Source organism: Azotobacter beijerinckii (assembly GCF_900110885.1).
GTDB lineage: Bacteria > Pseudomonadota > Gammaproteobacteria > Pseudomonadales > Pseudomonadaceae > Azotobacter > Azotobacter beijerinckii.
In genome coordinates, this window is sequence record NZ_FOFJ01000081.1 from 1 (window position 1) to 12,592 (window position 12,592).

Annotated in this window: 7 protein-coding genes and 3 pseudogenes; 7 read left to right on the forward strand and 3 right to left on the reverse strand. The window is 60.3% G+C overall.

The genetic code is table 11. The annotated features are described in order from the left end of the window. The 4 genes and pseudogenes from BMY22_RS20940 to BMY22_RS20955 form a co-directional block, all read left to right on the forward strand. Positions 1 to 299: pseudogene (locus BMY22_RS20940) on the forward strand (transposase); the annotation flags it as partial. Between the two features lie 222 nt (positions 300 to 521). Beyond that, entirely contained in the window at positions 522 to 6,080 is a 5,559-nt protein-coding gene (locus BMY22_RS20945) for a DUF7379 domain-containing protein (RefSeq protein ID WP_090625175.1), read from the forward strand. A 70-nt stretch (positions 6,081 to 6,150) separates the two neighbouring features. Further along, positions 6,151 to 6,672, forward strand: a pseudogene (locus BMY22_RS20950) (IS6 family transposase); the annotation flags it as partial. A gap of 215 nt (positions 6,673 to 6,887) precedes the next feature. Next, positions 6,888 to 7,090, forward strand: a pseudogene (locus tag BMY22_RS20955) (IS4 family transposase); the annotation flags it as partial. 242 nt (positions 7,091 to 7,332) lie between these two features. Here BMY22_RS20955 and BMY22_RS20960 read toward each other — a convergent pair. From BMY22_RS20960 to parS, 3 genes are all read right to left on the reverse strand, one after another. Further along, positions 7,333 to 8,127, reverse strand: a complete 795-nt coding sequence (locus BMY22_RS20960; protein WP_090625176.1) for a peptidoglycan-binding domain-containing protein — start codon at positions 8,125 to 8,127, stop codon at positions 7,333 to 7,335. Positions 8,128 to 8,966: 839 nt separating this feature from the next. After that, positions 8,967 to 9,464 (reverse strand): RES family NAD+ phosphorylase, encoded by a 498-nt coding sequence (locus BMY22_RS20965; RefSeq protein ID WP_090625177.1) that lies wholly within the window; start codon positions 9,462 to 9,464, stop codon positions 8,967 to 8,969. Further along, positions 9,464 to 9,934 (reverse strand): type II RES/Xre toxin-antitoxin system antitoxin, encoded by a 471-nt coding sequence (gene parS / locus BMY22_RS20970; protein WP_040107397.1) that lies wholly within the window; start codon positions 9,932 to 9,934, stop codon positions 9,464 to 9,466. Before parS ends, BMY22_RS20965 begins: the two co-directional genes overlap by 1 nt. A 243-nt stretch (positions 9,935 to 10,177) precedes the next feature. Between parS and traA the strand changes: the two genes are divergently transcribed. The 3 genes from traA to BMY22_RS20985 form a co-directional block, all read left to right on the forward strand. Beyond that, positions 10,178 to 10,525, forward strand: a complete 348-nt coding sequence (traA, locus tag BMY22_RS20975; RefSeq protein ID WP_090625179.1) for a TraA family conjugative transfer protein — start codon at positions 10,178 to 10,180, stop codon at positions 10,523 to 10,525. 109 nt (positions 10,526 to 10,634) lie between these two features. Beyond that, the gene (locus BMY22_RS20980) at positions 10,635 to 11,363 is read left to right on the forward strand and encodes a DsbC family protein (RefSeq protein WP_090625180.1); all 729 of its coding nucleotides are present in this window, start codon (positions 10,635 to 10,637) and stop codon (positions 11,361 to 11,363) included. Between the two features lie 11 nt (positions 11,364 to 11,374). After that, the coding region (locus BMY22_RS20985) for a conjugal transfer protein TraC (protein WP_143068580.1) at positions 11,375 to 12,592 on the forward strand (1,218 nt) is incomplete at its 3' end.

Below are 12,592 nucleotides of genomic sequence, written 5' to 3' on the forward strand. Positions count from 1 at the left end.
GACGATCGATGCCCGGCAGATTGCCGAGCTGTACCGTCGGCGCTGGCGTATCGAGGGAATGTTCCAGCGCCTGGAGTCGGTCCTGCAGAGCGAGATCCGCAGCCTGGGCCATCCCCGGGCGGCGCTGCTGGGGTTTGCCGTGGCGGTGCTGGCCTACAACCTCCTGGCGGTGCTCAAGCGCAGCGTGGAACAGGCACATCGCGAACGGCTTCCCGAGGGCTGGGAGGCGTCCCCCTACCACCTGGCGGTGCAGGTCAGAAGCCGTTACGAGGGGATGCTCGTCGCGCTGGCGGTGGAGCACTGGCCCGCCTGGGCCGACGATTCGGCCAACACACTGGCACAGCGCCTGTGCCGCGACGGCTCGCGCCCATGTCTCCACCGACCGCCTCATCAAGGCCTCGAAAAGTAAAAGACCTTGAAAGGGGTGGCTCTAGAACCTAAAAAATATAAAAAGCGCTTTGCCATCATCTAATGTGAACAAAGCGCAGCGCTGGCTGCCATCCCAAAAAGGACACCCGAAGATGGCCATTACTTTTATCATTCCAGGGCAGGAACAACTGACCCGTTCCAGCGGCGCGCCACTTGCTCTGCCTGCTGGCCTCACTGAAGGCACTATCAAACATTCCGTGCAAGTCGCGGTTCAGCGTGGTGGGGCAGCAGGCGAGGTCTCGGTGAGTGCTGAGCCAGGCACGGACATTGTCGCCATTTATGTGGCAAATGGCCCGGTTCTGCTGCTCCATCCAGAAAGCGCTCAAGACTTGTTTCTCGCCCAAAGCAGCCCGCCGCAGCGTAGCGGGCAAAGTGTGGCGAATGGGGTGCGAGTGCCCGCTGTGCTGCAATGGGATGGTCTGGCAAATCAAAATGTGACGACCAGCGGCGCCACCCGTGGGTTTATCGGCAAGGTGTTTGTCGGGCTGATTCAGATCATCACCAGTATCGGCAAAGATTCGGCGGCCCACCTGACGGCCGCATTGGCCGTGAAGAAGGTCGACAGCCAGGTCGACCCCGGGCTCTATCGCTTGAACGCCAAGGTGCTGAACAAGCTTAAGGGCACCCAGTCTGTGCAAACAAAAGATATCGTGCTGGGTGCCAAGCCCATGCTGGTTCTGCTGCACGGTACTTTCTCCAACACCCAAGGTACCTTCGGCAAGCTGTGGGCGGAGCACCCCGCGAAGGTCGCCAGCCTGTTCCAGCACTATAGCGGTGTCTATGCGCTTGAGCACCCGACCCTTGGCGCAAGCCCGATCCAGAATGCCATGGAGCTGGCGAGCGTGTTGCCTGACGGCGCGGAGGTCCACCTATTGTCACATTCGCGGGGAGGGCTGGTGGGAGAAGTGCTTGCCAGGGTTTGCGGCGACGCCGACCTGAAGTTGGATGACTTCAGCGCCCAGGCTCCCGGCGCGGATTATCAACAGCAGCGTGAGGACCTGCAGCAGCTTATCGGTATCGCCCGCAGGAAGAAACTCAAGGTCAAGCGTTTCGTCAGGGTCGCCTGCCCAGCGCGCGGTACGCTGCTGGCGTCCAGTCGGCTGGACGCTTATCTGTCGGTGTTCAAATGGAGCATGGAGTTGATAGGGCTACCGGTGCTGCCGGAAATGGTCGGCTTTCTCGCCGAAGTTGCGAAGTCTCGTACTGATCCTGAATCCATCCCCGGCCTTGCTGCGCAGATGCCCCAAAGCCCGCTGGTGCAATGGCTACACGCGATCGAAGGGCCTATCGCGGGCCAGCTGCGGGTAATCGCGGGGGATATGGAAGGCGACTCGGTTGTCTGCTGGTTGAAAACGCTGCTGTCCGACACCTACTTTTGGACGGACAACGATCTGGTGGTGCAAACCAGCTCCATGTACGGCGGCGCACCGCGTAACGAAGTCGCCACCTTTGTGCTTGACCGCGGCAGCGGTGTGTCGCATTTCTCATACTTCAGCAACCCGCGTACGGCAGAAGCCATCGTCAATGGCTTGGTGCTGGATGACCCTCAAGGGTTCCGCCCCATTGGGCCGCTGTCGTGGGAGGGGCGGTCGGCGTCGGGTGATCGCGGTCGTGCGAGCGACAAGCCAATGAGCGACAAGCCGGCAGTGTTTATTCTGCCGGGGATCTTGGGCAGCAATCTCAAAGTGGATGATCGGCGAATCTGGGTAGGCCCCTGGTTAATCAACGGCCTCGACAAGCTCGCTTATCAAGAGGGCATGCCCGATGAGGTAAAACCCGATGGGCTCGTGAATATGGTCTATGAGGACCTAGCGAAATTTCTCGGCGACAGCCATCAGGTGATTGAGTTCGGCTACGATTGGCGTTTGCCGCTGGAAAACGAAGCCGTGCGCCTGGCAGATGCCGTACAGGCCGCGCTCGACGCGCGCCAGACTAGCGGGCAACCTGTTCGCCTATTGGCTCACTCCATGGGCGGAATGCTCGCGCGTACGTTTTTGCTGGAGCGGCCACTGGTCTGGAAACGAATGATGGACCATCCGCGCGCCTGCCTGCTGATGCTCGGCACACCCAATGGTGGTTCGTGGGCGCCGATGCAGGTGCTGTCTGGTGACGACTCCTTCGGCAATGGACTGGCCTTCGCCGGCGCACCATTTCGCGCCAATGAGTCCCGCCAGCTGATGGCCAACTTTCCCGGTTTTATTCAACTGCAGGCCAGCCTGCTCGATCCCGTACACAATCTTGCTGACACCAAGGCTTGGCAGGCACTAGCCGACAGGGACCGAGCCTGGCTTGAGGAGCGGAGCCGGTGGCACCGGTTGCCTATTCAAAAGGATTACTACGCCTGGGGTGTTCCCACACCCAGCGCCTTGAAAAAGGCTGTGAGTCTGCGCGAGAAGCTCGATAAGCAGGACATGACTCCCTACTGCAACAAGATGCTGTTGGTGGTCGGGCATGCTCAGTTCACTCCGGATGGCTATGAAATAGACCCTCAAAATGGCTTCAATTACCTGGACGCCCAGCACGGCGGTGATGGTCGCGTGACCCTGCGCAGTGCATTGTTGCCGGGCGTACGAACTTGGACTCTAGATTGTGCTCACGGCGACTTGCCCAAGCAAAAATCAGCTTTCAAAGCATTTCTTTCTCTGCTCAAGACCTCGCGCACCACCGCTCTAAAAGAGCTGAGCAGCAGCATAAGCCGAGGGACGGTAGAGGTCGCCGTAGAACCGACCCGCTATGTTCGCAGACGGCCGGCGTGGGGAAACATTGTGGCGCCGCCACTTAGCGTCGATCAGATGTTCGGTGTCGTATCTGAGGCTAACGACTCCAGAGTAAATCCAGAGTTACCGTCGCTGGCCATTACTGTTATCAACTGCAACTTAAAATTTACCCGCGACCCCTTGATCATCGGCCACTACGTCAGCACTGACCTGACGGGCAGCGAGCGGGTGGTTGACGAGATGGTCGGTGGCCTGCTGGCCGATGCGCTGAAAATAGGCCTGTACCCATTGCAGCCATGCTCCAACCAAGTCTTCATGAATATATCTATCAATGGTGAAAACCCCTTACAGCTGCCCCGACCCGAAGCTGCCATCGTCGTGGGCCTGGGTGCGGAAGGCAAGTTGCGCTCCAGCGACTTGATTCAAACAGTCCGTCAGGGGGTGCTGGCCTGGGCGCAACGACTGGTCGAACAACACTATGGCGTCCCGGTGCACTTTGAAATCGCCTCCGCCTTGCTTGGCAGTGGCGGAACAGGGATGTCGCCTGGCCAGGCGGCGGGCCTGATCGCCCAAGGGGTCAGGGAAGCCAACAAACGCTTGCAGCAAAAGAGTTGGCCAATCGTGAACCATCTTCACCTGACAGAGCTGTACCTGGATCGTGCCACTGAAGCTTGGCGCGCGGTGCAGGTATTGGGCATTTCCAGGCCCAATGAATATGTGGTCACGCCTACCATCCAAAGGGGTACGGGCTGGTTGCGCCGGCCGCTAGAGGGCGGCTACCGCAGCACTAGTTACGATTTCATCTCTGCCATCACCGAATACGACCAGAATAACCAGCCACTTATTGCTTACACCTTGGATACCAAGCGCGCGCGCGCGGAGGTCCGCGCCCACGCGACTCAAGGAGCCTTGTTGCGAGAATTGGTAAGCTCGTCGTCCAACCAGCGGACCGGCAACTCCAACATCGGCCAAATCCTGTTCAAGCTGCTCATCCCCATAGAAATGGATGCCTATCTAAGCGGCAGCACTGAATTCCAGATGGAATTGGACAGCTCCACCGCCGGGATTCCCTGGGAGCTGCTGGACACCGTGCGCGAGCGCAACACGTCTACCTATGATTTGAAGATGCCTTGGTCCATTCGCGCCAAACTGCTGCGAAAATTGCGTACCCAAACCTTCCGTACGCAGGTTGCCGACGCCACGCCCGAAGCTGATGTGTTGATCATCGGCGAGCCCGCCACCGATACCACCCGCTATCCGAGGTTGCCGGGGGCGCGCGCCGAGGCCAGAGCGATAGCCGAATTGTTCAAGGCCACACTGGATACTGACCGCGTCAATGAGCTGATCGCCGAGGATACCGATCCCTGCCTGAAAGTGAACGCCTTGGCTGTTACTAGCGCACTGCTTGAGCGCGACTGGCGTATCGTGCATATCGCCGGCCATGGCGAGCCTCCGGAACTGGAGGGGGCACTGCCCAAAAAAGCGGGCGCCCCAGAACCCAAGATCCTTGACCCAAGAGGGGTTGTGCTATCCAACGACATCTTTCTTGGCCCACGGGAAATGCAAGGCATGCGGGTGGTGCCTGAGCTGGTATTTATCAACTGTTGCCATCTCGCCGCAGCTGACTCCGCTGACCTGCAAAAACTACCTCATTTGTGTTACGACCGCGCCCGCTTCGCCGCCACCGTCGCCGAGGCGCTTATCGGCATTGGCGTGCGCTGTGTGATCGCCGCTGGCTGGGCGGTGGAAGATGGTCCCGCCAGTGAATTTGCCACCAGCTTTTATACCGAATTGTTGCTCGGAAGGCGCTTTATCGATGCTGTGGCCGCCGCCCGCGAAGCAGCATGGCTGAACTCGCCCTCCAGCAACACTTGGGCCGCCTACCAATGCTATGGCGACCCCGATTGGGTATTCGTCAAGGGCAGCGAAGACGCCAATCAGCCAGAACCGATCACCGAACAGGGCCTGGACAGCATTGCTTCGGCGCAAGCGCTGATCGTGGCCTTGGAGCTGGCGGTCGACGATAGCCGCTATAAAAAAGTCGACAGGGGCCGTGTGCTGGATACCATTGAATATCTGGAAGCACGCTTCGGCCAGATCTGGGGCGAAATAGGCGAAGTCGGTGAGGCATTCGCCCAGGCGTGGGCAGAAGCCGGCGACACAGAAAAAGCTATTGCCTGGTTCGAACAAGCCATCGGCGCCAACGATGGCAGTGCCAGCCTCAAGGCCAGCGAACAGCTGGGTGAACTACGGGCGCGGATGGCCTGGGCCAAAGTCACCGGCGCTGCCGAAAACAACGGAGAGCAATTGGTGAAGGTGCTCAGCAATGCCCGCAAAGAAACAGCGGATGCTATCGAAGTCCTCACCCGTGTGTATAAGGTGCAACCCACCCTTGGCCGCACCAGCTTGTGCGGCGCAGCGTACAAACGATTGGCGATGATTGAATTATTGGCGAACGACGCCCAAGCTGAACAAAAAGCCCTAGAGCAAATGAAAGCATACTACTCCGAAGCCGAAGCCCAGGCCAACACCAGCGACGCAGAGCTTGCCTACCACCCAACCTTGGAGCGGATTGCCGCAGAGCTTTTCAGCAGTGATAGCGCACGCATCGTTGATGAGTTGGAAAACTTTCAACAGCGCCTGAACCTTTTGGTAAAGACAAACCCAGACTTCGAAAACGTAGTGGCACTGATCCTAGCCAACCTTTACCAGGCTTTGGCCGACAAAAAGCTGGAGGAAAACTTGCCAATGCTGCTCAGCGAGCTGGACAATTTACACGCGCGTGTACCTGCGATATTGAAATGGAGTGAGGTGCAGAGTCAGGCAGAGTTCGTCCTTTGGCGCTATGCGAGACAGGCCGAAAAGGCAGAAAGCGCCGCAGTTCAAGTATTGAACAAGCGCTTGAAGGAGTGGGTACAGCCGGCATCTAAGTAGAATTTGGCCTCCCCATGAGGCACTGTCACGTTGTTGGCAGGTTGACGGAGATGTGGCAACAATCCCGGATATGAAACGAACCACCCTGCAGCACGACGCATCCGCCACCGATGCCATTTCCTATGCTGGCTACCGCTTCCCACCCGAGGTGATCGGCTATGCGGTGTGGCTGTACTACCGTTTCCCCTTGAGCCTGCGCATGGTCGAAGAACTGCTGGCTGCGCGTGGCATCGAGCTGACCTACGAGACGGTACGGCGCTGGTCGGTGAGGTTTGGCCTGGGCATTGCCCGGCGTATTCGCTCGACCGCGTTGGCCCGAGGCGACAAATGGCACCTCGATGAGGTGGTCGTCTCCCTCAGCGGCAGGAAACACTGGCTGTGGCGCGCGGTGGACCAGCACGGTGCAGTGCTCGATGTACTGGTGCAGAGCCGGCGCGACAGGCAGGCGGCCAGGCGGCTCATGCGCAAGCTGCTCAGGAAGCACGGTCGCGCTCCGCGTGTACTAATCACCGACAAGCTCGGGAGTTACGCGGCGGCGAACAGGGAAATGGGGTTGAACGTTGAACACCGCCAACATAAAGGCTTGAACAACAGCCCTTTCAAGGTCTTTGCGTAAACTCTCCCGATAATCGATCGGGAGGGCAAGGCGATGAGGGATGCGATGCTGGCGCGATTCGAGAAGCAGGCACCGGCCAGCGTCATGGCGCGTCTGGCACTGGAGCGGGCGATGCCAGGCTGCCTGGGTCGACGACGTGTTCGAGAACCACCGGCAACGCCAGTATCCACGCGAGCTGCTGTTTTCCACAGTCCGCCGGCAAGCTGTTCCTGCTGCGGGCCGCGATCCAGCTGGCTCGGGCGCTCGCTGCCGGTCTGCGAAGTCGTCCATCCGCGCGAGGGCCCCGCGTTGCCAGCAGCGCCTGCTCGAGGCGCTCGCGGCGATGTTGCCGACCGACTGCACGCCCATCCTGGTCACCGATGCCGGCTTCCAGCGGCCCTGGTTCCAGGCCGTCATTTAGGTGAATCTGGTCGGGCGACAACTATCCTGACACCGGGGGCCTGGGCGCATCTGCCTACCGCTTCAACTCGATCTGCGCACGCTGCCTGCGCGACTCCTCGAAGAAAAATAATCCGACATTTTACCATGCATCCCCATGGCAAGCTTCCAAAACACGGGAGCTTGCACGATTCGCAGCAGCGGAAAACCAGGAAAAATTTTCGTTCAGGTATTTAAGCCACTTGAGCTCCATTGGGTTTACACTCCCGCATAATCGATGAATCCCTTGTTAATTTCCGCAAACTTTCTGGTTAGCCGATAAACGCCACCGCCCTCGCGAGTCTTGCTTGCATCCGTGTTACCTTCGATGGTGGTAATTAAACCACCCACAACATGTTCCACTAGACCTGTGTGACCGAGGCCACCTCCGTGATCCATGATGAAAATCATGCCGGCTTTGACTAGTGACGGATCATTCACCGCCTGCGACGAAGCCATGCGCCGTCCCCCACGAGACGGAGCACGCCGCCAATGGTCAAGACAGCCAGCGGTCTTGACCATCGGATTGGTGCGCCCGATTGTCCCAGCAGCCTCTTCAAAACAGTAATATACAAACGCGCAACACCATGCAACTCCAAGCGGTGCTCCCACGCAGCGGAGGTAAGTATCCACCTGTGGACCGCGATTGGAATTTCTTGGCACCTCCAGCACCCTTCTGGCCGCCTCTCCCCCTGCAGTCTTGAGCACCTGTTGGAGTAGAGGGTCACCCGGATTGGCGCTGGTGGCAACGGTACCCTTGCCGAACAAAGCTTCCCAGGTCAGCGAGCCAACTTCTCCATCCTGTTTGAGTGGCCGCCCTTCCCCGTCCACATTCCGCGCCTGAAACAACTTCACAGCCTGCTTCATTTTTGGACCGAAATTGCCATCCATCAGATCTAGATGCAAGTCCGGATCGTTTCCGATCCCCAGTGAGATATTCAACTTCTCCTTCAGCGCCTTGACGATTACAACGTCCTGCTCGCCTACTTTGACGATGCGGCGGGGATAGTCCATGTCACTCTTCCTTCACTTTCGGTGCGGTGGTAAAGGCCAGCTCTGTTGTATACTCAAAAATAGTCTTTCAGATGCGAACGAAGCTGCTCGTGCGAGCTGTAGTGGAGCGCCTCCGAATCCGGAAAAATCGCACGCTAAGGAAAAAGCCCCTTCTGCCTCGAAGTGGCATCCCTGAAATCCGTGTCATTCCTGGCTTTGGCTTTTCCATAAGAGCAAGAAAACAGGCTTTTTCAGAGTTTCCATAAGGATGCGACCTGTTAGGTTGAAGTCATAGAAGTCGGCGTAAGGTGTATCGGCGAATAGGGGGTTACAGAAAGCGCACTTAATAAGCCCTACAAGTCCTACCACCTGCGCTCAGTGTCTTCTTCCCAAGCATCTGCCTCGGTATGCCCTCTCGACTTGGATAACCACGTTTTATTTAAAGGTTGCTGATGTGTGGCCTGATGCTTTATGGCAACTAGCTATCCTCGCTATCAAAGCTAGACGCCCCTGCGCGAGTCGTCACTCTCCCTTCGCACAAAAACTTCATGCGTGATGCGGTTCGGTGTAAGCCTCTCACCTCACAAGGGCACGGCTGGCCTGGTATTCGACTAGGCCCAGGTGATTCCGCAACGGAGGCGCTGCGTGATGATCGAGCCACGCGGGGCGCGTCCGTCGGCGGCCCGTTTAAAACTCCCGATAAACCGTTATCGCAGATAGTGGCCATAGCTTGGCGCAGGCGCTGGTAACCGAGAGCTGGCCTGGCGGCAGGAGGTCCACCGGAAAGCGCAGGAGCCTGGGTGATTTTGTGGAGATCACTCAGGTTCTGAGTCGACTTCTGCCGCTCATGACAGGCCGGTTCAGCGAGGCGGTGGATTGAGGCGGGTGTCGAGGGCAAAACGCTCCTGCAGGACTTGCTCGTACAGCCCTTCCGCCAGCGCGGGATTCATGACGATGTTCCAGCTGTGGCGGGATACGGTCGACGGGATCAGGACGAAGGGATGTTGCGCCAGCAACTCATCGCCAAACCGCTGCTGGTCAAGGCTCGGCGTGCCGGGGATCAGCCAGTTGGGGTTGGGCACCTCGTCGGGATCGACGCGATAGACCCGCGAGGGGTCGAGTAGGCGCGCGGCCGTGAGCACATGCGGCACCGTGTCGAGTGCCCGGAAGCCCTTGTGCACCGCCACCTCGAGGATCGCCGTCGAAGGATCGGCGGACGCATAGACCGCCCGGACGCCTTTCGAGTTCCAGCGGCCACCGCCCAATTCGGCCCCTATGCCGCTGTTCCAGCTGCCCGCATGCTCTTTTCTGTCCAGCCGCCAGAGGTAGGCCTCCCCGTTCCAGGGTAGTGCCGCCATCAGGAGTAGACCCCGTACTGCAGACGAGTCAGAAAGTCCTCGACCAGCTCGAAGCCGACCTGGGTCGTGAGCAGGTCGATGGGCGCACGCCCCTCGAGGCCCATGGCCGGCGTCACCATCCACTTCGCGGCCTCCTGGCGATCGCCCAACACCTCTTCCGCCTTGCTCAGTACCTCGGCAAAGCACCAGGCGCGGCTGCTTTGCTCGGCCGACAGCGGCTCGGGGTGCTTGATGCGCCGCTGGAAGGTTCGCTCCGACATGCCGATCACCTTGGCGAAGACCTGCCGGTCTTTGAGCAGACCGACGCTCTGCACGAGGGCGATCACCGTCTCCGAGGGAAAACCTTTCTCGATCAGCTCGTGGAGTTCGAACGCCGTGCGGGCCTTCGGCGGCTTGCTGCCGAACAACAGCTGCAGCGGCCTGGTCGGGTCCTGGGCCTGGCGGGGCCGGATTGCTTCGGGGGTAGCCATCGTTGTGTCGTCTCCACGTTACGCCATTTGGCAAAAGTATACCGCCAAATGGCGTAATATGTGATGCCGGCAAAATGCCTCATGCCGCTGCCAGTGAGGGGACCGAAAAAAGCTTGGAAAAACCCCCGTTTTTCCTAATTTCCGGCAAAAAAGTGGCTCGATAGCGCCGCACAAGCCCCCTCGAAATCTGAAAAATCACTCCCCAGCGCAGTCACGCGCTTCCCACCCCAGGAGTGAAAAACCATGCAAGCCATCAACAAATCGCACGTTCAAACCCTCGCTCTCGTCGCCCTGATGATCGGCGCCGGCGCCGCCATGGCCGGCACCGGATCGACCACCTTCGACAGCGTCTGGACCACCATCACCGACTGGATGCAAGGTACCCTCGGCCGCGTACTGGTCGGCATGATGATCCTCACCGGCATCGGCGCCGGCGTTCTGCGTCAGACCCTGATGTCCTTCGTCGTCGGCGTGGGCGGCGGTGTCGGCCTGTACGCCGCGCCGGACATCATCGAGTCGATCATGACCGCCACCGTCCCGGCTGCCGTCGAGGCTGCCGAAGCCCTCCTGGCGCTGCCCATCACCATGTAAGCCAGCGCTTTTTTCCGCCCCCCTTTCAGGCCATAAAATCGCCGGAAAAGGGGGCTTTTTTTTGTCCCGACTTTATAGCCTGAGGGTACTTCCTCAGGAGATAACCCCCATGCGTCAACCTCTCTACGCCGCCGCGTTTTTTTCCCTCTGCTCCCTCGCCGGTGCCGTTTTCGCCCAGCCTTCCCAGCCTGCCCAGCCCTCGTGGATCGACTCCGACAGCCTCGTCCTGTTGCCCGCCACGGCCGTCTTCGCCATCGAGAAGAACGGCAAGTTCGCGGTCATGACCGACACCGGCCGCTTCATCATCCAGGGCACCGTCTACGACGTGTGGGCCCAGAAAGAGCTGAAGACCCTGGCGGACGTTCGCCATGCGGTTCAGTACGTGCCCCTCGACAAGACCCACCTGGGCTTCGGCGATCTGGCGCCGCTGCGCATCGGGCACGGCGACAAGGCCATCACGCTGTTCGCCGACCCGGCCTGCACCTACTGCAAGGAACTCATGCAGGAGGCCCGCACCGGCCTGCCCGAGGGCTACCGCCTGGATGTGCTGATGCTGCCGATCCTGACCCCGCGCAGCGCCAGCCGCACGAAAGAACTGCACTGCGCCGAGGACCCGGCGGCGGCCTGGCAGGCGACGGTCGCCGGCGACCTCGACACGCCCCTGGCGCAGAAGCCCGACGGGGCGTGCGATCTGGAGGTGATCGGCAAGCGCCGCCTCACCGCCCAGTTTCTCGGTGCCCGCAACGTTCCCTACCTCATCCGCGACGACGGCCTGACCCGCGAGGGCAAGCCGGCCGAAGGCCTGCGCGCCTGGATCGAAGCCCGTTCGTCGAACTGAAGGAGTCCCCCATGCTGTCCAAACTGATGACCCATATTCCGCGCCTGTCCAAGCTGATCGGCGCCTTGGCCTATGACCCCGACCAGGCGTTGTTCCAGCTCGAAGGCAAGCGGATCGGCTTCGGCTTCCTGTGCTCGCCCCTGGCCGGGAGCAACGGCGACGAGGGCGATCGCCTGAAGGCGGGCCTGGCCCTGGAATGGCCGGAAGGCTCCACCATCCAGTTCAGCCTGATCTGCACCGAGAACATCAACCGGGTCAGGACCGGCTATCTGAAGCTGCGCCAGGTCGCCCGCGAGTCCGGTCGCTTCGCCGTGGACCATGACACCCTGGAGCTGCTGGCCACGGCGACCCAGGCCCGCGCCGAGTATTTCGCCGAGCGCACCCTGCGCCCGGTGGATAGCGTCTCCGGGGTGAAGATCCGCGACCAGAAGCTGGTCATCGCGATCACCCTGCCGATCAAGGAGGCCTTGCCCAGCGACAGCGAAGGCGCCATGGCCCGCGAGCTGGCCGATGGACTGGGGGCCGCGCTGGAGAGCTGCGGCCTGGCGCCGGTCGCCTTGACCAACCACGCCTACAAGGAAATTTTCTCCTCGGTACTCAACCAGGGCCCCGACGCCTCCTGGCGCCTGGACCCCGACATCAAGGCCGACCTGGACAAGCCGATCAACGAGCAGCTGCTGGACTACAACCGCAGCCTCGACGTGCGCAAGGACCACCTCCAGCTCGGCGACGACTGCTTCGCCAAGACCCTGTCGGTCAAACGCTACCCGGACATCATGTGGCAGGGCGATGCCACCCAGTATCTGGCCGACCTCCTCTCGCAGCGGGGCGGGGTCCGCGGCAACTGCGTGATCACCATGACCCTCTACTTTCCGCCGCAGCTGGAGACCAAGGACAAGCTCACCAAGCGCCGGCAGTGGGCGATCAACCAGTGCAGCGGCCCGATGGTCAAGTTCGTCCCCATGCTGGTCAAGCGCAAGGAGGCCTACGATGTCCTGTTCGAGGATCTGGACCGGGGCGCCCACAACGTCCAGGCCAACATGACGGTCGTGGTGTTCGGCAAGAACCGCGAGGAGCTGGTCCAGGCGACCTCGAACGCCCGGACCCATTTCGCCACGCAGAACTTCACCCTCATGGAGGACAAGTTCTGCCTGCTGCCCGTGTTCATCAACGCCCTGCCCCTGTGTGCGGACGCGGACGCCATCCGCGATCTGTTCCGCTTCCGGACC

What these genes read in the sequence shown, in the direction of transcription:
- BMY22_RS20965 (WP_090625177.1), bottom strand. Translation starts at nt 9,464, where the DNA reads ATGGCGGCACTACCCTGGAACGGGGAGGCCTACCTCTGGCGGCTGGAC.
- BMY22_RS20980 (WP_090625180.1), top strand. Translation starts at nt 10,635, where the DNA reads ATGCGTCAACCTCTCTACGCCGCCGCGTTTTTTTCCCTCTGCTCCCTC.
- BMY22_RS20960 (WP_090625176.1), bottom strand. Translation starts at nt 8,127, where the DNA reads ATGGACTATCCCCGCCGCATCGTCAAAGTAGGCGAGCAGGACGTTGTA.
- parS (WP_040107397.1), bottom strand. Translation starts at nt 9,934, where the DNA reads ATGGCTACCCCCGAAGCAATCCGGCCCCGCCAGGCCCAGGACCCGACC.
- traA (WP_090625179.1), top strand. Translation starts at nt 10,178, where the DNA reads ATGCAAGCCATCAACAAATCGCACGTTCAAACCCTCGCTCTCGTCGCC.
- BMY22_RS20945 (WP_090625175.1), top strand. Translation starts at nt 522, where the DNA reads ATGGCCATTACTTTTATCATTCCAGGGCAGGAACAACTGACCCGTTCC.